At 74.7% G+C, this 22,167-nt stretch carries 20 protein-coding genes and 1 riboswitch; of the genes, 14 read left to right on the forward strand and 6 right to left on the reverse strand.

Features of this window, described 5'->3' with window-relative positions:
- Positions 1–10 precede the first annotated feature (10 nt).
- The 4 genes from ACWGKU_RS03570 (at position 11) to ACWGKU_RS03585 (ending at position 3,994) form a co-directional block, all read left to right on the forward strand.
- A complete protein-coding gene (locus tag ACWGKU_RS03570) occupies positions 11–514 on the forward strand; it encodes a MaoC family dehydratase (RefSeq protein ID WP_452178521.1) in 504 nt (167 codons plus the stop codon).
- A gap of 230 nt (positions 515–744) precedes the next feature.
- Positions 745–1,947, forward strand: coding sequence for an acyl-CoA dehydrogenase family protein (locus ACWGKU_RS03575; RefSeq protein WP_380545354.1), 1,203 nt, complete (start codon positions 745–747; stop codon positions 1,945–1,947).
- A gap of 489 nt (positions 1,948–2,436) precedes the next feature.
- Positions 2,437–3,129 (forward strand): phosphatidylserine decarboxylase, encoded by a 693-nt coding sequence (locus ACWGKU_RS03580; protein ID WP_224280704.1) that lies wholly within the window; start codon positions 2,437–2,439, stop codon positions 3,127–3,129.
- On the forward strand, positions 3,116–3,994 hold the full coding sequence (locus ACWGKU_RS03585) for a CDP-alcohol phosphatidyltransferase family protein (protein ID WP_380354263.1): 879 nt from the start codon (positions 3,116–3,118) through the stop codon (positions 3,992–3,994). The genes ACWGKU_RS03580 and ACWGKU_RS03585 overlap by 14 nt, the downstream gene beginning before the upstream one ends.
- 211 nt (positions 3,995–4,205) lie before the next feature.
- Here the strand turns inward: ACWGKU_RS03585 and ACWGKU_RS03590 are convergent, their stop codons facing one another.
- On the reverse strand, positions 4,206–5,531 hold the full coding sequence (locus tag ACWGKU_RS03590) for a hypothetical protein (RefSeq protein WP_452178522.1): 1,326 nt from the start codon (positions 5,529–5,531) through the stop codon (positions 4,206–4,208).
- Positions 5,532–6,494: 963 nt separating this feature from the next.
- Positions 6,495–7,601, reverse strand: coding sequence for an alpha/beta fold hydrolase (locus ACWGKU_RS03595; RefSeq protein ID WP_452179854.1), 1,107 nt, complete (start codon positions 7,599–7,601; stop codon positions 6,495–6,497).
- A 415-nt stretch (positions 7,602–8,016) separates the two neighbouring features.
- A riboswitch (cobalamin riboswitch) is annotated at positions 8,017–8,148 on the forward strand.
- A gap of 107 nt (positions 8,149–8,255) precedes the next feature.
- Here ACWGKU_RS03595 and ACWGKU_RS03600 point away from each other — a divergent pair.
- The 6 genes from ACWGKU_RS03600 (at position 8,256) to cpt (ending at position 15,664) form a co-directional block, all read left to right on the forward strand.
- Positions 8,256–9,248, forward strand: a complete 993-nt coding sequence (locus ACWGKU_RS03600; protein ID WP_452179855.1) for a cobalamin biosynthesis protein — start codon at positions 8,256–8,258, stop codon at positions 9,246–9,248.
- Positions 9,245–10,783 carry a cobyric acid synthase gene (locus ACWGKU_RS03605; protein ID WP_401053166.1) on the forward strand — a complete coding sequence of 513 codons (1,539 nt, stop codon included), beginning with the start codon at positions 9,245–9,247 and terminating at the stop codon, positions 10,781–10,783. Before ACWGKU_RS03600 ends, ACWGKU_RS03605 begins: the two co-directional genes overlap by 4 nt.
- A gap of 118 nt (positions 10,784–10,901) precedes the next feature.
- On the forward strand, positions 10,902–13,025 hold the full coding sequence (locus ACWGKU_RS03610; protein ID WP_452179856.1) for a putative cobaltochelatase: 2,124 nt from the start codon (positions 10,902–10,904) through the stop codon (positions 13,023–13,025).
- A 6-nt stretch (positions 13,026–13,031) separates the two neighbouring features.
- Positions 13,032–13,637 (forward strand): cob(I)yrinic acid a,c-diamide adenosyltransferase, encoded by a 606-nt coding sequence (gene cobO, locus ACWGKU_RS03615; RefSeq protein ID WP_049655361.1) that lies wholly within the window; start codon positions 13,032–13,034, stop codon positions 13,635–13,637.
- A gap of 4 nt (positions 13,638–13,641) precedes the next feature.
- Positions 13,642–15,081: a cobyrinate a,c-diamide synthase gene (locus ACWGKU_RS03620; RefSeq protein WP_401050395.1), complete on the forward strand. Its 1,440-nt coding sequence runs from the start codon at positions 13,642–13,644 to the stop codon at positions 15,079–15,081.
- A gap of 46 nt (positions 15,082–15,127) precedes the next feature.
- Entirely contained in the window at positions 15,128–15,664 is a 537-nt protein-coding gene (gene cpt, locus ACWGKU_RS03625; protein ID WP_452179871.1) for a chloramphenicol phosphotransferase CPT, read from the forward strand.
- Positions 15,665–15,786: 122 nt separating this feature from the next.
- Here cpt and ACWGKU_RS03630 read toward each other — a convergent pair whose 3' ends face one another.
- On the reverse strand, positions 15,787–16,704 hold the full coding sequence (locus ACWGKU_RS03630) for a serine/threonine-protein kinase (protein ID WP_452179857.1): 918 nt from the start codon (positions 16,702–16,704) through the stop codon (positions 15,787–15,789).
- 147 nt (positions 16,705–16,851) lie between these two features.
- On the opposite strand from ACWGKU_RS03630, the gene ACWGKU_RS03635 reads away from it, so the two are divergent.
- Entirely contained in the window at positions 16,852–17,001 is a 150-nt protein-coding gene (locus ACWGKU_RS03635; protein WP_452179858.1) for a hypothetical protein, read from the forward strand.
- A 42-nt stretch (positions 17,002–17,043) separates the two neighbouring features.
- On the opposite strand, the gene ACWGKU_RS03640 is transcribed toward ACWGKU_RS03635, so the two are convergent.
- Positions 17,044–17,631: a TetR/AcrR family transcriptional regulator gene (locus ACWGKU_RS03640; protein WP_452179859.1), complete on the reverse strand. Its 588-nt coding sequence runs from the start codon at positions 17,629–17,631 to the stop codon at positions 17,044–17,046.
- Positions 17,632–17,772: 141 nt separating this feature from the next.
- Here ACWGKU_RS03640 and ACWGKU_RS03645 point away from each other — a divergent pair, with 141 nt between their 5' ends.
- Entirely contained in the window at positions 17,773–18,954 is a 1,182-nt protein-coding gene (locus ACWGKU_RS03645) for an FAD-dependent monooxygenase (protein WP_452179860.1), read from the forward strand.
- A 108-nt stretch (positions 18,955–19,062) separates the two neighbouring features.
- Here ACWGKU_RS03645 and ACWGKU_RS03650 read toward each other — a convergent pair whose 3' ends face one another.
- Positions 19,063–19,515, reverse strand: a complete 453-nt coding sequence (locus ACWGKU_RS03650) for a hypothetical protein (protein WP_452179861.1) — start codon at positions 19,513–19,515, stop codon at positions 19,063–19,065.
- An 86-nt stretch (positions 19,516–19,601) separates the two neighbouring features.
- Positions 19,602–20,111 (reverse strand): MarR family winged helix-turn-helix transcriptional regulator, encoded by a 510-nt coding sequence (locus ACWGKU_RS03655; protein ID WP_359903417.1) that lies wholly within the window; start codon positions 20,109–20,111, stop codon positions 19,602–19,604.
- Positions 20,112–20,251: 140 nt separating this feature from the next.
- Here ACWGKU_RS03655 and ACWGKU_RS03660 point away from each other — a divergent pair, with 140 nt between their 5' ends.
- Both ACWGKU_RS03660 and ACWGKU_RS03665 read left to right on the forward strand, forming a co-directional pair.
- Positions 20,252–21,193, forward strand: a complete 942-nt coding sequence (locus ACWGKU_RS03660; protein WP_452191329.1) for an EamA family transporter — start codon at positions 20,252–20,254, stop codon at positions 21,191–21,193.
- A gap of 157 nt (positions 21,194–21,350) precedes the next feature.
- Complete coding sequence (locus tag ACWGKU_RS03665) at positions 21,351–22,154, forward strand: serine hydrolase (protein ID WP_452191331.1); 804 nt, start codon at positions 21,351–21,353, stop codon at positions 22,152–22,154.
- Positions 22,155–22,167 lie beyond the last annotated feature (13 nt).

The raw sequence follows: 22,167 nt of genomic DNA on the forward strand, positions 1-22,167 counted from the left end.
GGCCCACGGCATGCAGTTCGGACGCACCTACGAGGAGTTCGAGGTCGGCGCGGTCTACAAGCACTGGCCCGGCAAGACGGTCACCGAGTACGACGACCACCTCTTCTGCCTGCTCACCATGAACCACCACCCGCTCCACATGGACACCAACTATGCGGAGATGACGACGGACTTCGGCAGGAACGTCGTGGTGGGCAACTACATCTACTCGCTGCTGCTCGGCATGTCCGTCCCGGACGTCTCCGGCAAGGCGATCGCCAACCTGGAGATCGAGTCGCTGCGGCACGTCGCACCGACCTTCCACGGCGACACCCTCTACGGCGAGACCACCGTGCTCGACAAGTGGCCGTCCAAGTCCAAGGACGACCGCGGCATCGTGTACGTCGAGACCAAGGGGTACAAGCAGGACGGCACGGTCGTCTGCGTCTTCCGCCGCAAGGTGATGGTGCCGACCGAGACGTACATCAAGGAGCGCGGCGGCGAGCAGCCCGGTCGTCCGACCCCGCTCTCCTGAGCCCCTCCCTCCCCACCTTCTCGGCCTCTCCCCTCTATAGGGGGCTCTCCCTCCACGGACGGAGAGCCCCCTCGAGAGACCCCGGACGGGCAGGCCGCCGTCATCGGCCGCGCCCCACCCGGTACCGGGGGCCCTGCTGCCGCAGCCACGCCGGCAGGGCCCCCGCAATCCCCCCCCCGGGGGGAATCCCCGACTTTCCGTAGCCCCTCAGACCTTTCCGGAGCCGCACGATGGGACGCCTCGCACAGACCGACGGCCTCACCGAGATCCAGCGGGACATCCTCGCCACCGTGCGGGATTTCGTCGACAAGGAGATCATTCCGGTCGCGACCGAGCTGGAGCACAAGGACGAGTACCCGACCGCCATCGTCGAGGGCATGAAGCAGCTCGGCCTGTTCGGCCTCACCATCCCCGAGGAGTACGGCGGCCTCGGCGAGTCGCTGCTCACCTACGCCCTGGTGGTCGAGGAGATCGCCCGCGGCTGGATGTCGGTCTCCGGCATCGTCAACACCCACTTCATCGTGGCGCACATGATCAACGCCCACGGCACCCAGGAGCAGAAGGACCACTTCCTGCCGAGGATGGCCGCCGGCGAGATCCGCGGCGCCTTCTCGATGTCCGAGCCGGGCCTCGGCTCCGACGTTTCGGCCATCTCCACCAAGGGCGTCAAGGACGGGGAGTTCTACGTCCTCAACGGTCAGAAGATGTGGCTCACCAACGGCGGCACCTCCACCCTGGTCGCGGTCCTCTGCAAGACCGACGAGGGCGGCAACACGCCGTACAAGAACATGACCACCTTCCTGATCGAGAAGGAGGCCGGTTTCGGCCCGAACCCCACGGTTCCCGGCCTGACCGTGCCCGGCAAGATCGAGAAGATGGGCTACAAGGGCGTCGACACCACCGAGCTGGTCCTCCAGGACGTCCGCATCCCGGCCGACCGCATCCTCGGCGGCGTCCCGGGCCGCGGCTTCTACCAGATGATGGACGGCGTCGAGGTCGGCCGCGTCAACGTCGCCGCCCGCGGCTGCGGCGTCGCCCGCCGCGCCTTCGAGCTCGGCATCTCCTACGCCCAGCAGCGCTCCACCTTCGGCAAGAAGATCGCCGAGCACCAGGCGATCCAGTTCAAGCTCGCCGAGATGGCCACCAAGGTCGAGGCCGCCCACCAGATGATGGTCATGGCCGCCCGCAAGAAGGACAGCGGCGAGCGCAACGACCTTGAGGCCGGCATGGCCAAGTACCTCGCCTCCGAGTACTGCAAGGAGGTCGTCGAGGACGCCTTCCGCATCCACGGCGGCTACGGCTTCTCCAAGGAGTACGAGATCGAGCGCCTCTACCGCGAGGCCCCGATGCTGCTCATCGGTGAAGGTACTGCGGAGATCCAGAAGATGATCGTCGGACGCCGGCTCCTGGAGGAGTACCGGATCGCCGACTGATCCCCGGGCCGCCCGCCGACGGACCACGTCGCCGGGCGGCCCCCTCGAACCGCCGGTCGACGGGCGTGCGGGCCCGCGCCGGCGGAGCGCCGTGCCCCGTCACGGGCCCGGCCTGGTCCGCCTGGGTCCGGCACGGCCCTCCGGAAGCGGCCGCAGGGCGTACAGCTGCAACGACACGCCCGGCGGCCGCTTCCGCACACCCGCTTGCGGCCGCTACGGCCGTTTCGCCCCGCCGGGTTCCGTCGGCGTACCCGTTGAGACAAGAGTCACCAGCCCTGTCGGGTCCCTTGGGAACCGGACCGGGTCGAGCTACGGTCGTAGGAGTGGACGCGCACACGCGCCGCCACCGGACACATGAACGAGCAGGCGGGTTGCCCACCCACCGTGTGCTCCCGATAGCATCCACCGGGACAGCAAGCCGTCCCTCTATTACCGATCCCGCGGTGGCCCCCGTCCAGCGGCCATGATCCCCCGCGACAAAGGTCTTCGATGCCCATCAGCCCGTCCCCTCACACCTCCGTCACGGACCGCGATGCCCTCGCAGCCCCGACGGCCGGTCGGCGACCCCGCGTGACCATCGCGCGCGGAGCCACCCCCTGGTTCGTCCCCACTCTCGCCACGGCCGCCGTGACCACCGCCCTCACCCGGCGCAGCGGCAAGTGGGCCCTGGCTGCGGTACCCGCCTGCGCGCTCAGCGCGGGCATGCTGTGGTTCTTCCGCGACCCCGAGCGTGAGATCGGCACGGGCAGAGTGATCTCCCCCGCCGACGGCGTGGTGCAGAGCATCGACGCCTGGCCGGACGGCCGCACCCGGGTCGCGATCTTCATGAGCCCGCTCAACGTCCACGTCAACCGCGCGCCCCTGCCGGGCACGGTGACGTCGGTCGAGCACGTCGCGGGCGGCTTCGTCCCCGCGTTCAACAAGGACAGCGACCAGAACGAGCGGGTCGTCTGGCACTTCGACACCGAGCTCGGCGACATCGAGATGGTGCAGATCGCGGGGGCCGTGGCCCGACGCATCGTGCCGTACGTGGACGCCGGAACCAAGGTCGAGCAGGGCGACCGGATCGGTCTGATCCGGTTCGGGTCCCGGGTCGACACCTACCTGCCGGCCGGCGTCGAGGTCGGCGTCGAGGTCGGCCAGAAGACCACAGCCGGGGTGACGCGCCTTGACCGTGACTGATCCTGAGACAATCGTCGGCCTGGACGACGAGGAGACGGCCCTGCGCCGCCGCCGCTGGGCGCGCGACCGCGAGCTGCGCGCCCCGCGCTCTCCTCAGCACCTGTCCACCGCCGACTTCCTGACCCTGGGGAACGCCGTCTGCGGCTTCCTGGCGATCTACTCGATCACCACCGGGGTCCTGGTCCCGCACATCACCAACCCGGACGCCGCTCCGGACCGGCACAGCGCCGCCACCGCGGTCACGCTGCTGCTGATCGGCTCGATGTGCGACCTCTTCGACGGCCTGGTGGCGCGCAAGCTGCGCTCCTCCGCCCTCGGAGCGGAACTGGACAACCTGGCGGACCTGATCAGCTTCGGCATCGCGCCGGCCTACTTCGTCGCGGTCTGGGGCATGGTCTCCCAGGGCTCCAACAGCAAGCTGTCGGCACTCATCGCCATCACGGTGCTGCTCGCGGTGGTCCTGCGGCTGGCCCGCTTCTCGGCCGTCAAGATGCGGCCCGGGGTGTTCCAGGGCATGCCCTGCCCGATGGGCGCGATGACGGTGATCGCCATCGTGCTGCTCGACCCGCCGTTCCTGCCCGGTCTGCTCGCCATCTTCGGCGCCGCGTACCTGATGGTCAGCCGGATCGAGTACCCGAAGCCGCAGGGGCTGCTGGCCACCGCGACGCTCTGCTGGATCGTGGTCTCCATCGGCTGCCTGGCCGCCTGGGCCACCGGCCTGCCCGGTGGCAACCAGCTGATGCACGTCGGCGCGTTCGCCCAGATCACGCTCGCGGCGATGGCACCGCTGCTGGTCATCCGCCGCAAGGTGGGGCAGAAGGTCGGCGACGTCCGCGCCCGGCGGGCGGAGTCCCGGCTCGGCTGAGTCCCCGCAAAAGTCATAAGAGTCAGGGCCCGGAACCTGTTGGTTCCGGGCCCTTCTCGTATGTCATAACAATCGAGCGGCGCGGGTGCGGGGCTCAGGCGCCGTCCGAGCGGAGACCCGAGCGGAGAGCGGAGCGGACCTCGACGGCGGACGCCGGAGCCGCCGTCGCGGTCGCCGTGGACCCCGAACGTCCCCGCAAAAGTCATAAAACTCAGGCGCCACCGGTGTGCACGCTGAACGCCGAGCGGCGGGCCGCCCGGGCCACGCCCGGGTCCGGGTGCACGCCCGAGACCGCCGTCAGCACCGAGGCCGCCCGCGGGTGACCGGACTGCCGGGCCCGGGCGAACAGCCGGACCGGGTCGCCCGCCGAGGCGCCCTCGACATGGCCCACCAGCAGCTCGGTCTCGCCGTGGTCGAGCACCGCGGCCGCGGTGTCCACCCAGAGCCAGGCCGCGTCCTCCGCACCCAGCACGTCCGCCGGGGAGACGCCCTCGTCGGCGCGCTCCGCCAGCCACAGCAGCGCGTAGGGGCGCAGCACCGGCGCGTCCACCGCCGCGCGCACCGCCTGCTCGGCCGGGCCGCCGGCCACCCGCAGCGCCTCGAAGGCCAGTCCGCGCACCAGCGCGTCGTCGCCCCGGGCGGCCTCCAGCAGCTCGCCCACGGCCCGGTCCGCCGGACGGGCCGCGACCCACGCCCGGAACTCGGCGCGAGCCGGGCCCGGCGAGTAGTCCGCACACGCGTTCAGCAGCTCGAAGGCGCTCTGCTCGATGTGCCCGGCCGCGGTCTGCGCGACCGTGCAGATCTCCTCCAGCTTGGCCCGCACCGCCCAGTGGCCGAGCGGCGACAGCTCCGCGGCATCGTTCCTGCGCACCAGGGCGCCGACGGCCTCCAGGCCGTCGAGCATCCAGTCCAGGACGGCGGCCACATCGGCCGGCGCGGCCGGGGTGTCGATCTGCGGCGCGCGGCAGGTGCCGCGGACGGCGGAGACGGCCGAGGCCGCGTGCGGCACCGGCGACAGCCCCGGTCCGCCGAGGCCGGTGCCGACCCGGCGCTCGTCCAGGCCCCGGCGCAGCAGTTCCAGCAGTTCGCTCTCGGCGACGGGGCCGTCCACCAGGTGCAGGAAGGAGAGCAGCTGCGGGGCCTGGTCCACGGCCTGCCCGGCCAGCACGGCGAACACGCCGCGCAGCGCGGCGGGCGGCACCGGGGCGAGCAGGGTCCAGGCGTCGAACATCGCCGACCATCCGCGCACCACGGCCTCGTCGTCGTACTCCCAGGCGTGCAGGCGCCAGCCGGGGCCGGCTCCGCCGTCCCGGGGCTCCACGAGGCCCACCAGCAGCGCCTGCCCCCATGCCTTGGCGGCGGCGCCGACCGTCATGGCCAGCGCCCGGCCGGCCTCGCGGGCGTCCTCGGGGAGCAGTTCGCCGCGCTTGTCGACCTCGGCCAGCTCACCGGCCCAGCGGGCGACGCGGACGGCGTCCACCAGCATCCGGCGGGCCAGCGGCGCCAGCTCGGCGGGTGCCGGGAAGCCCTCGGGCACGGGAACCCTGCCCCGCCCGGGAGCCGGAGCGGGCCCTCGCCGCCGGGGTACTCCGTTACGGGGGACACCCGCCCCGCCCGGCCTGCCACCGGCGGGCCGTTGGGCCGTTCCGGGGAGACGGGTCACCGTCGCACCGGTACCGATCGTCGGCGGGAGCGGGGCATCACGGTCGCGCGGGTTCCGAGACGTCACGTCGAGCAGTCTTCCCCTTGTACCGGCCTTCTGTCACATCCGGTTGTCCGTACGACCGGGCGACCGGTGGCGGCACCTCCGCAAGATCGGGCAACAGCGGCAAACCGCCTGGCCGGAAACGTGTGACCTGCCCATGCCACTCGCATCATCCTGGTCGCCGGGAATGCTCGGGCGGTTACCGTGCGTACGGGTGGGGGGTCAGTGGCCGGGCAAATTGTTGTCCCTGACATCGGGGTGGTTTTCGCGCCGGTCGCACGGGGAATCCCCTTCCGCCGACTTCCGGCGGAGCTGTCCAGTCCGAATCCGGACGGATGACGGGCGGGGCGGGGGGATCGTGCCGCGGGGGGGGGTTGGGCGGCCGGGGGTTGGAGGGGGCACCGCGGGGCGCGGGGTGCGGCGATTCGTGGGGGGGGGGGGCGGGGGTAGGGGGCGGCGCCTTAAGGCGCCGCCCGCCACTCCCCCCGCGCCTACGGCGGAATGGGGGAAACGTTCATTCGTGGGCAGGGGGGAAGCGCGCCGGAAAAGCCGGCGCGGCCCAGCCGGAAACGCCCGCACGAGGAGGGGGGCGAGGGCGCGGCCCGTGGGTCTTGCGGGCCTCGCGGATCCTGTCGGACGAATCGGATGGATCGGACGGATCGGATCGACGGGTCGACCCAACGGGCCCGCTCCCACCTCGGCGGTGGGGCCGCGTTCCGATCCGCAGGGGCGGAAGCGGAGCACCGACCGCGGCACGTCCGGGAGACGTGCCGGCGAGGACCCGCCGGCGGCGCCCTACAGCAGCGGCGTGAGCCAGCGGCGGAGCAGTTCGGTGTACCGGTCGGGAGCGGTGTTCCAGAGGGTGGCGTGGTCGGCACCGGGGAAGGCCTGGAGGCTGACCACGTCGCGACGGGCGGCGGCCAGCTTCTCGGCGGTGCCGAAGGGCGCGATCCGGTCCTCGGGGCTGTGCAGGAGAAGGGTGGGCACCCGCAGGTCGGTGCCGTCGGCGATGCGGGCGAAGTCGGCGAGGTCGACGCCGGTGCGGCCCTCCGCGGCCAGGGCCCCGAGCTCGGCGGCGACGCCCTGGAACCCGGCCCGGGCGGCGTCCCGGCGGGCGGAGACCGGGAGGTCGAGCACCGGCGAGTCGAGGATGAGGCCGCTGACGGCGTGCGGCCAGGCGGTGCGGGCCGCGGTCTGGAGGGCCGTGGTCGCGCCGACCGACCAGCCGTAGAGGATCACCTTGCCCGCGCCGCTGTCGAGCGCCAGCCGTACCGCCGCCTCGATGTCGCGCCACTCGGTCTCGCCGAAGTGGCTGAGCCCGTCCGGGGAGGCGGGGGCACCCTGGTCGCCGCGGTAGGTGACGGCGAGGGCGGGCAGGCCGAGCCGGTCGAGGACGGGGAGCACCGGGAGGGTCTGCTGGCGGTCGGCCTCGGGGCCGTGCACCAGGATCACCCAGGTGCCGCGCTTGCCGTCGAGCCACCAGGCGGGAAGGGCGCCGAGCTCGCCGTCGGCGGTGGTGTCGGTGAAGGGGAGGCCGAGTGCCTCGGTGGGGTCGCCGAGGTGGACCCGGGGGGTGAAGCGGACCTCGGTGCCGGGGGTGAGCGTGCCCCGGTCGGCGCGGAGCAGCCGGCGGGTGACGCCCCGCTCGTCGCTGTGCAGGACCTCCTCGACGACCGCGTGCCCGCCGTCCGCCCACTCGACCGCCCAGCGGCCGGGGCGCAGGCTCTCGGGGCCGCGGGTGAAGGTGACGCGGCCGGGGGCGAGGCCGCGGACCACGACCGGCCCGGACTCCGGGACGGCGGCCACCGGACGGACCGTCCGCTCGGAGGCCCGACGGCCGATCACCAGCACGGCGGCCCCGACCGCGGCGGCCGCCACGACGGCGGCGGTTCCCCAACGCATTTCGCTCCCCGCTCTGTTACTCACGGACCGGACGGTGTTCGGGCACCAGTTCACCGGCGCTCCGTCCGCCCGGCCACCGGGCTGGGCCGTCCGGGTCACCCGGGCGGCGGCCCGGCGGCGCCGAGGAGGTGCCGGAAGCGGGCGGCGAGGGCGGCGAGGGCGGCGGCGGGGGCTTTCCGCGGTGCCTGCCACCGAACCGCAGGCGTGGCCCCGGTCCTGCCCCAGCCGCCGAACGCACGAAGCGGCCCGGCCGCGGACCGGTGCCGCGCCGGGGATCCCCCGGCGTGTCAGCGGCCCCGCGCCGGACGATCCCCGGCCTGTCGGCGGCGTCCGCGTGTGACCAACCCCTCCGTGACCTCGGTTGACTCCCGGTTCGGGCCCGTGATGGGATCCTGGGGCCAAACGGAGGCATGGAGAGGAAGCCGGTGGAATTCCGGCGCGGTCCCGCCACTGTCACCGGGGAGCACGCTCGGAACATCGCCACGGCGGCCGTCGACGGCCGCTGGAAGGCTCCGGGGGTGCGTTCGACCCGGAAGCCAGGAGACTCTCGCCCCCGTCACGTCGATCCAGGGCGCGGACCCTGAGTGAGGACACGCACGCGATGCAGGCTGCCCCGCCCCACCGGACTCCGAGCTGCCTTCCGCCGTGCCCCCGATGACCCCGCTCGGGCCCTCCTCCTCGCCGCGCCCGCTGGCCCGCGCCGCCGCGTTCGCGCTCGGCGCCGTCGCGGGCCATGTCGCCGACGCCCGCTTCGCCGACCCCCGCCAGGGCCATCCGGTGGCCGTCTTCGGCAGCGCCGCGACCCGGCTGGAGCGTCGGCTGTGGCGCGACGACCGCGGCGCGGGGGCCGGGTACACGGCGCTGTGCGTGGGCGCGGTCGCGGCGGGCACGCTCGCCCTGGACCGTACGGTGGGCCGGCGTCCGCTGAGCCGGGCGGTGCTGGCGGCGGCCGCGACCTGGACGGTGCTCGGCGGCACCTCGCTGACCCGGGAGGCGCGCACCATCGGCCGCTCGCTGGCCGCGGGCGACCTCGCGGCCGCCCGGGAGCGGCTGCCGCACCTGTGCGGGCGGGACCCGAGCGCGCTGGACGGGCAGCAGATCGCCCGGGCGGTGGTCGAGTCGGTGGCCGAGAACACCGCCGACGCCGTGGTGAACGCGCTGACCTGGGGCGCCCTGGCCGGCACGCCCGGCCTGCTGGCCTTCCGCGCCGTGAACACCCTGGACGCGATGGTGGGCCACCGCTCGCCGCGCTACGCCCGGTTCGGCTGGGCCTCGGCCCGGCTGGACGACCTGGCGGGCTGGCCGGGCGCCCGGCTGACGGCGCTGCTGACGGTGGCCGCCGCGCCCGAGCCCCGTACGGCCTGGCGGGTCTGGCGGCGCGACGGCTCCGCGCACCCGAGCCCGAACGCGGGCCAGGCCGAGGCGGCGTTCGCCGGCGCGGTGGGCGTACGGCTGGGCGGGGCGCTGCGGTACGGCGAGAGGGTGGAGCACCGGCCCGTACTGGGTGCGGAGCTGCGGCCGGTGACGGTGGACGACATCGAGCGCGCCTGTGCGCTCTCCCGGCGGGTGGGCGCACTGGCGCTGGGTACGACGGTCGCGGGGCACGTCCTGCTGCGGATGCTGCTGAGGAAGAGGGGACGGGCATGAGCAAGGCGCTGCTGGTCGCGGGGACGACCTCGGACGCGGGCAAGAGCGTGGTGACGGCCGGGATCTGCCGTTGGCTCGTCCGCCAGGGCGTGCGGGTCGCGCCGTTCAAGGCGCAGAACATGTCGCTCAATTCCTTCGTCACCGCCGACGGCGCCGAGATCGGCCGCGCCCAGGCGATGCAGGCGCAGGCCGCCCGGGTGGAGCCGGAGGCGGCGATGAACCCGGTGCTGCTCAAGCCGGGCGCGGACGGCCGCAGCCAGGTGGTGCTGCTCGGCAGGCCGGTGGCGGAGGTGGGCGCGCTGGACTACCGCGAGCGCAAGCCCGTCCTGCTGGAGCGCGCCCTGGAGTGCCTGGCGGACCTGCGTGGCCGCTACGACGTGGTGGTCTGCGAGGGCGCGGGCTCGCCCGCCGAGATCAACCTGCGCGACCGCGACATCGCCAACATGGGCCTGGCGACGGCCGCCGCCCTGCCGGTGGTGGTGGTCGGGGACATCGACCGCGGCGGGGTCTTCGCGGCGATGTACGGGACGCTGGCGCTGCTGTCGGCGGAGGACCAGCGGCACGTGGCCGGCTGGTTCGTCAACAAGTTCCGCGGTGACGCGCGGCTGCTCGCGCCCGGGCTGGAGATGCTGCACGGGCTGACCGGCCGTCCGGTGCTGGGCACGCTGCCGATGCTGCCCGGGCTCTGGCTGGACGCCGAGGACTCGCTGGACCTGTCGACGGTGGTGGACCGGGCGGACGGGCCCGGGCCGTACGGCGCGGACGTGCTGCGGGTGGCCGTGGTGCGCTTCCCGCGGCTGTCCAACTTCACCGACATGGACGCGCTCGCGCAGGAGCCGGGCGTGCTGGTGCGCTGGGCGACCCGCCCGGAGGAGCTGGCCGACGCCGACCTGGTGGTGCTGCCCGGCACCCGGGCCACCGTCGCCGACCTCGCCTGGCTGCGCGAGCGCGGTCTGGAGCCGGCGCTGCGGGCCCGGGCGGCGGCCGGGCTGCCGGTCCTCGGGGTCTGCGGCGGCTACCAGATGCTGGCGCGCTCGATCGTGGACGAGGTCGAGTCGAGGGCGGGGGCCGTCGAGGGCCTCGGCCTGCTGCCGACGCAGGTGCGGTTCGGCGCCGAGAAGGTGCTGGCGCGGCCGGTCGGCGAGGCGTACGGGCAGCGGGTGGAGGGCTACGAGATCCACCACGGCGTGGTCACCGTCGAGGGCGGGGACACGTTCGTCTCCGACGGCCGGGGGCGGAGTCTGGACGGCTGCCGGGTGGGCCCGGTCTGGGGCACGACCTGGCACGGCGCGCTGGAGAACGACGGGTTCCGCCGCGAACTCCTGCGCGAGGTCGCCGCGTTGTCGGGCCGGGCGTTCGTCCCGGCCCCGGACACCTCCTTCGCCGCGGCGCGCGAGGCCCGTCTGGACCGGCTGGGCGACCTGATCGAGGAGCACGCCGACACCGACGCGCTGTGGAAGCTGATCGAGGGCGGGGTGCCGGCGGCCGGATCGCTGCCGTTCGTCCCGCCCGGGGCCCCTGGGAGTGACGCATGAGCCGGGTACGGCGGCAGTGCCGAGTACGGCAGCAGAGCCGGGCAGGATCACGGAGCCGGGCAGGATCACAGGACCGGACGGTGCCGCGGAACCGGGCACGACAGGAGTGGGGTACGGCATGAGTGACGTCCGCTATCCGTTCACCGCGATCGTCGGCATGGCCGACCTGCGGCTCGGGCTGCTGCTGAACGCGGTCTCCCCGGCCGTGGGCGGCGTGCTGGTGCGCGGTGAGAAGGGCACCGCGAAGTCGACCATGGTGCGCGCGCTGGCCGGCCTGCTGCCGTCCATCGCCACCGTGGACGACTGCCGCTTCGCCTGCGACCCGGCCGCGCCCGACCCGCAGTGCCCGGACGGGCCGCACGTCTCCCCGCCCGCTTCCGAACGGCCGGCCCAGCTGGTCGAGTTGCCGGTCGGCGTGGCCGAGGACCGGATCGTCGGCTCGCTCGACCTGGAGCGGGCGCTGGCCGAGGGCGTCAAGGCGTACGAGCCCGGGCTGCTCGCCAGGGCGCACCGCGGCGTGCTCTACATCGACGAGGTGAACCTGCTCCAGGACCACGTGGTGGACCTGCTGCTGGACGCCGCCGCGATGGGCCGCTCCTACGTCGAGCGCGAGGGCGTGTCGGTGCGCCACGCGGCCCGGTTCCTGCTGGTGGGCACGATGAACCCGGAGGAGGGCGAGCTGCGGCCGCAGCTGCTCGACCGGTTCGGCCTGACCGTCGAGATCGCCGCCACCCGGGATCCGGCCGAGCGCGCCGAGGTGGTCCGCCGCCGGCTCGCCTACGACGCGGATCCGACCGGCTTCGCCGAGCGGTTCGCCGCGGAGGAGTGGGCTCTCGCCGAACGCATCGTCGCGGCGCGGGAGTTGCTGTCCAAGGTCGAGCTGACCGATGTGGCGCTGCGTCAGATCACCGCCGTGTGCGCCGCGTTCGAGGTGGACGGGCTGCGCGCTGACATCGTGATGGCCCGCACCGCCGTCGCGCTGGCGGCCTGGGACGGGCGCACCGAGGTGCAGGAGGAGGACGTCCGCAAGGCGGCGCAGCTGGCGCTGCCGCACCGGCGCCGCCGCAACCCCTTCGACGCGCCGGGGCTGGACGAGGAACAGCTGGACCGGACGCTGGAGGAGCACGCGCAGCAGGAGGAGCCTGAGCCCGAGGGCGACGGGTCCGGCCCGGACGGCGACGGGCCGGACGGCGACGGGCCGGAGGGCGGCCCGGACGGGGGCGGCCCCGACGGCGGCGGCGCGCCCGAGCCGTCCGACGGCGGCCCCGAGGGGTCCGCTCCCGAGCCGTCGGCCCCCGAGGCGCCCTCCCCCGAGGGCCCCGAGGAGTCGGCGCGGCAGCCCGTGCCCGCCCAACACCCCTCCCCCGCGCGGGAGTCGGCGCCGGTCGCGGCCGGGGACCCGTACCGGACCCAGCTGTTCACCGTCAAGGGCACCGGTCACGGCGCCCAGGGCCGCCGCTCCCCCGCCGAGACCACCGGCGGACACACCATCCGCGCCCGCCGCCCGCAGGGCGCGCTCGGCCGGCTGCACCTGACCGCGACCCTCCAGGCCGCCGCGCCGCACCAGGCTGCGCGCGGGCGCAGCGGGCGGGCGCTGGTGGTGCACAAGGACGACTTCCGCGAACAGGTGCGCCAGGGGCGGGAGTCCAACCTGGTGCTGTTCGTGGTGGACGCCTCCGGGTCGATGGCCGCCCGGCAGCGGATGACCACCGTCAAGGGCGCGGTGCTGTCGCTGCTGATGGACGCCTACCAGCGCCGCGACAAGATCGGCATGATCACCTTCCGGGGCGCGGGTGCCGAGCTGGCACTGCCGCCCACCTCCTCGGTGGAGGTCGGGGCGGCCCGGCTGGAGTCGCTGCCCACCGGCGGGCGGACCCCGCTGGCCGCCGGCCTGCTGCGCGCGCACGAGGTGCTGCGGGTGGAGCGGCTGCGCGACCCGAGCCGGCGCCCGCTGCTGGTCGTGGTGACCGACGGCCGGGCCACCGGCGGGCGGGACGCGCTCGCCCGCTCGCACCGCGCGGCCGCGCTGTTCGCGGCGCAGGGCACGGCGAGCGTGGTGCTGGACTGCGAGTCCGGCCCGGTCCGCCTGGGCCTGGCCCGCACCCTGGCCGGGCTGCTCGGCGGCACCGCCGTCGGCCTGGACGAGCTGCGCGCCGAGGGCGTGGCCTCGCTCGTCCGCGAGAGCCGGTCCGACAACCGTTCTGCGAACCGTGCAACCACCGCGATGCGAAAGGCGGCCTGAGCCGACATGCCCAAGGGTGTCCCCGAGAGCGTCCCCGACGACGGCCTGACGACCCGTCAGCGCCGCACACTGCCGATCACCGCCGTGCACACCGGCCCCGGCAAGGGCAAGTCCACGGCCGCGTTCGGCATGGCGCTGCGGGCCTGGAACCAGGGCTGGCCGGTCGGGGTGTTCCAGTTCGTGAAGTCCGCCAAGTGGAAGGTCGGCGAGGAGAACGCGCTGCGCGTGCTCGGCGCCTCCGGCGAGGGCGGCACCGTCGACTGGCACAAGATGGGCTCCGGCTGGTCCTGGATCCAGCGCTCCGCCGAGCAGGAGATGTCCAGCGAGGAGGCGGCCAAGGAGGGCTGGGAGCAGGTCAAGCGGGACCTCGCGGCCGAGACCTACCGCTTCTACGTGCTGGACGAGTTCACCTACCCGATGCACTGGGGGTGGGTCGACCCGGACGAGGTGGTGGCCGTACTCAAGGACCGTCCGGGCAGTCAGCACGTCGTCATCACCGGCCGGTACGCGCCCGAGGCGCTGACCGGATTCGCCGACCTGGTCACCGAGATGACCAAGGTCAAGCACCCCATGGACGCCGGCCGCAAGGGCCAGCGCGGTATCGAGTGGTAGGCCGTTGAGCACCGTCCCCCGCCTCGTCGTCGCCGCGCCCTCCTCGGGCGCCGGCAAGACCACCGTCGCCACCGGCCTGATCGCGGCGCTCGCCGCGCGCGGGCTGGCGGTGTCGCCGCACAAGGTCGGCCCCGACTACATCGACCCGGGCTACCACGCGCTCGCCGCCGGGCGCCCGGGCCGCAACCTGGACGCCTTCCTGTGCGGGCCGGAGCGGATCGCACCGCTGTTCCTGCACGGCGCGGCGGGGGCGGACGTCGCGGTGGTCGAGGGGGTCATGGGCCTGTTCGACGGGGCCTCCGGGCGCGGGGAGCTGGCCTCCACCGCGCACGTCTCCAAGCTGCTGCGGGCGCCGGTGGTGCTGGTGGTGGACGGCTCCTCGCAGTCCCGCTCGGTCGCCGCGCTGGTGCACGGCTTCGCCTCCTGGGACCCACAGGTGCGGCTCGCCGGAGTGATCCTCAACCGGGTCGCCTCCGACCGGCACGAGCACCTCCTGCGCGAGGCCCTGGAGGAGGGCTCCGGCGTGCCGGTGCTGGGCGCGCTGCGCCGCTCCGCGGCGGTCGCCACGCCGTCCCGCCACCTCGGGCTGATTCCGGCGGTGGAGCGCTCGGCGGAGGCCCTGCGGGCGGTCGCCGACATGGGTGAACTGGTGGCCTCCTCGGTCGACCTGGACGCCCTGCTCGAACTCGCCCGGACGGCGCCGGACCTGGACGCCGAACCATGGGACCCGTCGGCCGAGGTCACCCCGGTGGCCGGCCGGCCGCGGATCGCGGTGGCGGGCGGCGCGGCCTTCTCCTTCTCGTACGCGGAGAACGCCGAACTGCTCGGCGCGGCGGGCGCGGAGGTGGTCCCGTTCGACCCGCTGCACGCCTCGTCGCTGCCCGAGGGGACGGCCGGCCTGGTGATCGGCGGCGGCTTCCCGGAGCTGTACGTACGCGAGTTGAGCGGCAACGCCGAACTTCGCGCCGCCATCGCCGGGTTCGCCGCCGCGGGCGGGCCGATCGCCGCCGAGTGCGCCGGACTGCTCTACCTGGGGCGGGAGTTGGACGGCCTGCCGATGTGCGGCGTGCTGGCCACCGACGCCCGGATGACCGAGCGGCTCACCCTCGGCTACCGGGAGGCGGTCGCCCTGCACGACTCCCCGCTGGGCCCGGCCGGCACCAGGCTGCGCGGCCACGAGTTCCACCGCACGGTCTGCGAACCCGGGGCGGGCGAACTCCCGGCCTGGGGCTGGCGCCTTCCCGCCGGCCCTCGCACCGAGGGCTTCGCGGGCGGCAACGTGCACGCCTCCTACCTGCACCTGCACTGGGCGGGCGCGCCGGCGCTGGCGTCCTCCTTCACGGCCGCGGCGGCGGGCTTCGCGGCCGGGGCGGGCTTCGCGGCGGGAGCCTCCGGAGCCGTGCAGTCCACGGCTCGTCCCGTCCCCTGGGGCGCCCCCGGATAACGCGGCGACGCCGCGGGGTGTGCGGCCATAGGCTCCGCCCATGCATGTGATCGTTCTCAACGGCGGGTCCAGCTCCGGCAAGTCGAGCATCGCCCGGCGCCTGCAGGAACTGCTGCCGGACCCGTGGCTGCACCTCGGCGCGGACACCATGGTCGAGGCGCTGCCGGCGTCGTTGCGCGACGGCGGCGAGGGGATCGGCGGGCTGGAGGGCGGGAACGGGACGGTCGAGGTCGGCCCGGTCTTCGCCGCGCTGGACGCCGCCTGGACGCTCGGGGTGGCGGCGATGGCCCGGGCCGGGGCGCGGATCGTGGTGGACGAGGTGTTCCTCGGCGGCGCTGCTTCGCAGGCCCGGTGGCGGGCGGCACTGGAGGGTCTGGACGTGCTCTGGGTCGGGGTGCGCTGCGATCCTGCGGTGGCCGCGGCGCGAGAGGCCGCGCGCGGCGACCGGGTGGCCGGGATGGCCGCCGCGCAGGCCTCGGCGGTGCACCAGAGCGTCGGCTACGACCTGGTCGTCGACACCTCGCGGGCCTCGGTGGACGACTGCGCCCGGCTCGTCGCCGGGCGGGTGGCGTCCGACGGTTGAGCCGCCCCCGGCCGGACCCTGTCGGACGCGGCCGCACCCCGTCGTGCCCGGCCGCACCCCGTCCCGTGGTCCGGGACCGCACCCCGTCGCCCGGGGCGCCGGGTCCGGGCTCGCCGCCTCCGCTACAGCGCGAGGGCCTGCCGACCCCGGGTGATCTGGTCGTGGACGGCCGCCGGGTCCGGCGCCGGCGACTGGGCGGCCGCCGGCGCCGCCAGCAGGGGCCGTACCGTCCGCCGGGCGCTGCTCCGGCCGATGGCCAGCGCGCGGGTGACGACGGCGGCGAGCGCCGGGTCGACGGCCCGGACCGCCGCCGGCGCCGCGGGCTCGGGCCCGGTCTCCACGATCCGGCGGATCACCGCTCCGGTGCTGGTCGCCGCGAACGGGCTGGAGCCGTGCCCCGCGCACACCACGCAGCACGCCCAGGCCCACACGTCGGCCGCCGGACCGACCCGGTCCTCGCCGAACCGCTCCGGCGCCATGTACGTCAGGGTGCCCGGGCCGCCGCCGGTGGCGGTCAGCCGGGTGCCGTCCATGATCGCCGCGATGCCGAAGTCCAGCAGGCGCGGGCCGGCCGTGGTCAGCATGATGTCGGCGGGCTTGAGGTCCCGGCGGACGAGCCCCAGCCGGTGCACCCCCGACAGCGCCACGGCCGGCGCCAGTGCGAGGGCGTGCAGCGCCTCCGCGGAGCGGATCGGCCCCTGCTCGGGCAGGTGGGCGTCCAGCGGTCGGCCGTCCAGCAACTCCATGGCCGGGTACGGGCGTCCGGAGTCCACGCCGGTGTCGAGCACCCGGGCGGTGCAGGCGCCCGGCACCATCGCCAGCACTTCGGACTCGCGCTGGAAGCGGCGCAACAGGTCGGCGTCGTCGAGGAGTTCGAGGCTGATGGTCTTGAGCGCGACCTGGGTGGCGGAGCCCTGGCGCTGGGCGAGGTAGACCGTGCCCATGCCGCCGGAGCCGATCCGGCCGAGGAGCTGGTAGCCGCCGATCGTGCGGGGCTCGTGGAGGCTGAGGGGGTTGCCGACGGGCGGACTCGGCAGCACCGGCGGGGCGGCCGGGACGGGCCGGGCGAGCGGGCCGGGCTGCGCGAACTGCGTGGGGACGTACGGCGCCTGGGACTGGACGTACGGGGGCTGCGGCGGCGCGGTGGGCGCGTACGGGTTCGGCGGTGCCGGGAGCGCCTGGGCGGCGTGGCGCCGGTGGCCGCCAACGCCCGGCGGCGCGTTGCCGCCTGGGCCCGCACCAGCACCGCCGGCGTCGCCGGCCGCGACAGCAGCGCCGTCCCGATCACGATCAGCACCGCGATGTCGAGCGTGTTCACCATGCTTCCCCCTGCCTGATCGAGCAGCGGGAGTACAGGCGGGCGCCGCCGGATCCCAGGCCTACCGGTCGAGCAGCACGGCGAGGTAGCGGTCGATCTCCTCGCGCAGCTCCTCGGGCATCGGCACGTGCCAGTGCCCGCTGCCGGCCGTCGCGTTGAACAGCACGCCGTCGCACCAGCGGATCAACCGGCGGGAGTCCCCCGTCGGGTCGCTCGAACCGGCGGCGGCGAGCAGCTCGGCGGCGCGCCGGGCGAAGCGCGCGCCCAGACGGTCGTAGAGGGAGCGCAGTTCGGGCCTGCGGGTGGCCTCCAGGGCGAGCTCCAGGCGGGCCAGGGTGATCCGGCGGCCGCCTGTGAGTGCCTGGAAGAGCACCTCGGCGCCGACCTCGGCCAGCAGCTCGCGCGGCGGGACGGCGGCCTCCGGCAGCTCGCCCTCGACGAGGACGGGGTAGTCGGCGGTCTCCCGCTCGACGATCCGGGTGAGCACGAGCTCCAGCAGGGCGGCCCTGGTCCGGGCGAGGTTGGAGGTCGAGCCGGCGGGCAGGCCGGACGCGTCGTCCACGGCGCGGTGGGTGAGCCCGCGCAGGCCGGCGTCGGCGATCAGGTCGATGGCGGCGTCGGCGATCAGGGTCGGGCGCGGGGGTGTCATGGGTCCGATCATGGCCTTTCCGGAGAGGCTCCCCCAACTCACTACAGCCGTAGTTTACGACTCACTACATATGTAGTACCGTTTCGAGCGCCGGACACTACACCTGTAGTGGCCAGAGCGCGCGAGAAGAGGAGTCCCCTCATGGGCCTGCACCAGGCGATCGTCATCGGCGGCGGCATCGGTGGCCTCGCCGCCGCCCTCGCCCTCCACCGACAGGGCGTCCCCGTCCGCGTCCACGAGCGCGCCGACTCCCTCGAACCCGTCGGCGCCGGACTCGCCCTGGCCCCCAACGCCCTGCGCTGCCTCGACCGGCTCGGCATCGGCGGGCACCTGCGCGCCCTCGCCACCCCGCACCCCGCCGTCGGCCTGCGCCACCCCTCCGGCCGCTGGCTCGTCCGCACCAGCACGTCCGCCTTCGAGGCCCGCTTCGGCGACACCATCGCCGCCGTCGCCCGCGCCGACGTCATCACCGCCCTGGTCGACGCGCTCCCGGAGGGCACCGTCCGCACCGGCTCGCCCGCCACCCTCGTCACCCCCGGCAGCACGACCGGGCCCGCCGTCGTCCGCACCGCCGACGGGGAGGAGACGGCCGACCTGGTCGTCGCCGCCGACGGCATCCACTCCGCGACCCGGAGCCTGCTCTTCCCCCGGCACCCCGGCCCCCGCTACAGCGGATTCACCACCTGGCGCACCATCGTCACCCCCGGCCGCCTCCCGGCCGCCGCCGGCGAGGTGTGGGGCCGCGGGAAGCTCGCCGGGATCGTCCCGCTCGCCGACGGCCGGGTCTACGTGTACGGCGCCGCCCTCGCCCCGGCCGGCGAACGGGCCGCCGACGGGGACGAGCGGGCCGAACTCCTGCGCCGGTACGGCGACTGGTGCGCCCCCGTACCGCAACTGTTCGCCCTGGCCGAGCCCGAGCGGGTCCTGCGCCACGACGTCCGGGACCTCGCCGACCCGCTGCCCGCCCACCACTACGGCCGGGTCGCCCTCCTCGGCGACGCCGCCCACGCGATGTGCCCCTTCCAGGGCCAGGGCGCCTGCCAGGCCATCGAGGACGCCCTCGTCCTGGCCTCCCCGCTCACCCCCGGCGCCGACCCCGCCGCCGCCCTGCCCGCCTACACCGCCGCCCGACTGCCCCGCACCTCCGCCGTGGTCGCCGGCTCCCGCCGCATCGGCGACCTCGTCGCCCTCCGCTCCCCCGCCGCCGCGCTCCTGCGCACCACCGCCCTCACCCTCGCCGGCCTCCTCCCCGCCCGCGCCCTGCTGAGCCGCGCGGCCCGGACGTACAACTGGCGGCCGCCGACCCCGGGCGGGGCGGCGTAAGGGGACCCGCCCTCCGCCGAGCACGTCCGCCGCGGCACTCGGAGCCGCGGCCGGGGGCGGGGGCGGGGCCGGGGCCGGGGGCGGAGCCGGGGCGGGGCGGGGCGGCCGTCAGGCGAGCTTGCCGAAGGTGCCGTCGAGCGGGTCGGACCGGTGGCAGGCGACACAGCGCAGCCGGGTGTAGATCGCCACCGCGCCCATGAAGACGTCCTCGCGCCCGTCGGCCGGGGACTCGGAGGAGGCCGGCTCCCCACAGTCCAGGCAGATGCGGCGGGGGCGGGCGGCGACCGAGCAGGCGCGGCAGATCAGGTGGGTCGGGTGTTCCGCGTGCACGACGACGGGCTGGGGGCCGCCGTACAGCAGGTGGTCGCACCACGTGCAGGACTCGTCCTGCTGGGCCGCCAGCATCCGGGCCCGGGTCTCCTGCTGCCACTTCGCCGCGTGCTGCAAAGGCACCCTGACGGGCGGCCCCCACCCGGAGGCGGTGAGCCACCGGGCGCCCTCCGCGCCGGCGGCCCGCAGCTGGTCGTCGACGGCGATGTCCCTGGGCGTCTTCTCGTTCATCGGGGTCTCTCCTCCGCTGGGCTTCCGCAGAGGACAACGCGGCCGGGACACCGCCGGACACGCGGCGCGGCGCACCCGGCCCCGGTTCAGAGGAGCGGCTCGGTGTCCCCGTGCGCGATGAGCAGCTTGCGCAGCAGGGCGTCGAGCCGGGTGCGCTCGTCCGCGTCGAGGGCCGAGAGGATGCGTTCCTCGTTGCCGACGTGGCCGGCCAGGGCGCCGTCGATCAGCTCCTTGCCGGCCGGGGTGAGGCGGACCAGGACGGCGCGGCGGTCGCTCGGGCACGGGTTGCGCTCGACCAGGCCCTTGGCGGACAGCCGGTCGACCCGGTTGGTGATGGCGCCGGAGGTGACCATCGCGGACTTGAGCAGCGCGCGGGCGTTGAGCTCGTACGGCTCGCCGGAGCGGCGCAGGGTGGCCAGCACGTCGAACTCGGAGGAGTCCAGGCCGCAGGCGGTGAAGTACTCGCGCAGGGCGTTGTCGACCCGGACGTTGAGCCGTCGGAGCCGGCCGATCAGGGCCATGGGCCCGGCGTCCAGGTCGGGTCGGGCCCGGGCCCACTGCTCGACGATGTCGTCCACGGTGTCGCGCTGCTGCATGTCCGCCGCCCTCCCGGGGCCGTCCGATCCGAAGCCTTCCGTCCAACGCAGATATCTTAACATTCACATACTTGACGTTCTCCGATCCTGGGCGTAGAAAGTATCTCAACGTTCAGATAATCAACGTTCAGGGGGACGTCATGGCCGTCATGGACCGCAAGCGCGCGGGGATCGCCGTCACCGCCGCACTCGCCCCGGCCGCGTGGGGCACCACCTACCTCGTCACCACCCAGCTGCTGCCCGAGGGTCGCCCGCTGCTGCTCGCCGCCCTGCGCGCCCTGCCGGCCGGACTGCTCCTGCTGCTGATCGGCCGCCGACTTCCCAAGGGGCGCTGGTGGGGACGCGCGGCCGCACTCGGGATGCTCAACATCGGGCTGTTCTTCCCGCTGATGTTCGTCGGCGCGTACCGCCTGCCCGGCGGCGTCGCCGCCACCATCGGGGCGATCCAGCCGCTGCTCGTCGCCGGGTTCTCGATCGGCGTGCTGCGGGTGCGGCCCGGACGGCGGGCGGTGATCGCGGGACTGGTCGGGGTCGGCGGAGTGGCCCTGCTGGTGCTCAAGAGCGGCGCCCGGCTGGACGGCGTCGGGATCGCCTCGATGGTCGCCGGGATCTCCCTGATGGCCATGGGCACCGTCCTCACCCGCCGCTGGGGCCGCCCCGAGGGCGCCACCCTGCTCGACCTCACCGCCTGGCAGCTCCTGGCCGGCTCGGTCTTCCTCGTGCCGCTCGCCGCCGTGGTCGAGGGCGCGCCGCCCGCCCTGAGCGCCGCCAACCTGGCCGGCTTCGCCTACCTCGGCCTGTTCGGCACCGCGCTCGGCTACTTCCTCTGGTTCCGCGGCATCGAGCACCTCGGCGCCGGCCCGGCCTCCTTCCTCGGCCTGATCAACCCGGTCGTCGCCACCCTCGGCGGCCTCGTCGTCCTCGGCCAGACCCTCACCCCCTGGCAGCTCCTCGGCCTTCTCCTCGCCCTCGCCGCCATGCTCGTCGGCCAGGCCCCCGCCCGCCGCACCCCCGCCCCGACACCGGCACCGGCACCGGCCACCGCGCCCACCCCCCAGCCCGAACCGGCCACCGCCCGCTGACCGCAGCCCTCGAACGCCTGCCGGGTGCCCACCCGCAGGCGTTCGGCCGTTTCCGACCTCCCTCGCCCCGGCCTCCGGACCGGGGCGTACGGCGCTCCCACGCGGGTAGGGGGCCGTTGGCCCGGCTCAACCAGGGCGGGAGAAAGAGGGTTGCCCGATGGTCGATTCCGACGAACTGCGCTCCGCGATCACCGCACAGGTCGAAGGGTTCGCAAGGGCCGGCGGCACGGGCGTGCGCAGCGTCCTGGTCAAAACGCTCGACAGCCCCCGGCTCACCGTCGCCCACCGGGCAGACCTGGCACTTCCCGCGGCGAGCCTGGCCAAGATGATCCTCGGGGTCGCCCTCTTCGACTCCGCCGAACGCGGCGAGCTCGACCTCGATGAACGCGTCCGGATCGGGGCCCTCCCGGGCACGATGTACCCGAGCGTGCTCCAGGCCCTCGACCCCGACTCGACCGTCACCGTACGGGAGTTGTGCGGCTTCGCACTGGTGACCAGCGACAATCCGGCAGCCGAACACGTACGCGCCGTCCTGGGCCAGGAGCGGATCGACGCCACGATCAAGGCCGTCGGGCTGCACAGCACGGCCTTCCCCGCCGGGTTCTCCGAGCAGGAACTCGGTCCGCTCGGCCGGGCCAACACCACCACCGCCGAGGACATGCTGCGGTTGGTCGAGTACATCGACCGGACGCCACACCTCGAACCGGTCCGGCGCTACCTGGTCAACTACCTGCGCAACGACCGGATTCCGTCCCGTCTGGACGACGAGGTCCCGGTGCGGCACAAGACCGGGAGCCTTCGCGGCATCGTGAACGACGCGGGCATCGTGCTGCATCCCGCGAACCGCATCGGCATGGTCTTTCTGACCGAGGGACAGGCCGATAACGTTCGTACGGCACAGGAGATCGGGGAGGTCTCCGAACGGATCGTCCGGATCATCGCAGAGGGGTCGGCGCTCTGACGCGGCCCACCGG

This window comes from Kitasatospora sp. NPDC054768 (assembly GCF_053612025.1).

What these genes read in the sequence shown, in the direction of transcription:
- ACWGKU_RS03600 (WP_452179855.1), top strand. Translation starts at nt 8,256, where the DNA reads ATGACCCCGCTCGGGCCCTCCTCCTCGCCGCGCCCGCTGGCCCGCGCC.
- ACWGKU_RS03575 (WP_380545354.1), top strand. Translation starts at nt 745, where the DNA reads ATGGGACGCCTCGCACAGACCGACGGCCTCACCGAGATCCAGCGGGAC.
- ACWGKU_RS03655 (WP_359903417.1), bottom strand. Translation starts at nt 20,111, where the DNA reads ATGCAGCAGCGCGACACCGTGGACGACATCGTCGAGCAGTGGGCCCGG.
- ACWGKU_RS03640 (WP_452179859.1), bottom strand. Translation starts at nt 17,631, where the DNA reads ATGACACCCCCGCGCCCGACCCTGATCGCCGACGCCGCCATCGACCTG.
- ACWGKU_RS03570 (WP_452178521.1), top strand. Translation starts at nt 11, where the DNA reads ATGCAGTTCGGACGCACCTACGAGGAGTTCGAGGTCGGCGCGGTCTAC.
- ACWGKU_RS03650 (WP_452179861.1), bottom strand. Translation starts at nt 19,515, where the DNA reads ATGAACGAGAAGACGCCCAGGGACATCGCCGTCGACGACCAGCTGCGG.
- ACWGKU_RS03645 (WP_452179860.1), top strand. Translation starts at nt 17,773, where the DNA reads ATGGGCCTGCACCAGGCGATCGTCATCGGCGGCGGCATCGGTGGCCTC.
- ACWGKU_RS03605 (WP_401053166.1), top strand. Translation starts at nt 9,245, where the DNA reads ATGAGCAAGGCGCTGCTGGTCGCGGGGACGACCTCGGACGCGGGCAAG.
- ACWGKU_RS03595 (WP_452179854.1), bottom strand. Translation starts at nt 7,601, where the DNA reads ATGCGTTGGGGAACCGCCGCCGTCGTGGCGGCCGCCGCGGTCGGGGCC.
- ACWGKU_RS03660 (WP_452191329.1), top strand. Translation starts at nt 20,252, where the DNA reads ATGGCCGTCATGGACCGCAAGCGCGCGGGGATCGCCGTCACCGCCGCA.
- ACWGKU_RS03610 (WP_452179856.1), top strand. Translation starts at nt 10,902, where the DNA reads ATGAGTGACGTCCGCTATCCGTTCACCGCGATCGTCGGCATGGCCGAC.
- ACWGKU_RS03665 (WP_452191331.1), top strand. Translation starts at nt 21,351, where the DNA reads ATGGTCGATTCCGACGAACTGCGCTCCGCGATCACCGCACAGGTCGAA.
- ACWGKU_RS03580 (WP_224280704.1), top strand. Translation starts at nt 2,437, where the DNA reads ATGCCCATCAGCCCGTCCCCTCACACCTCCGTCACGGACCGCGATGCC.
- cobO (WP_049655361.1), top strand. Translation starts at nt 13,032, where the DNA reads ATGCCCAAGGGTGTCCCCGAGAGCGTCCCCGACGACGGCCTGACGACC.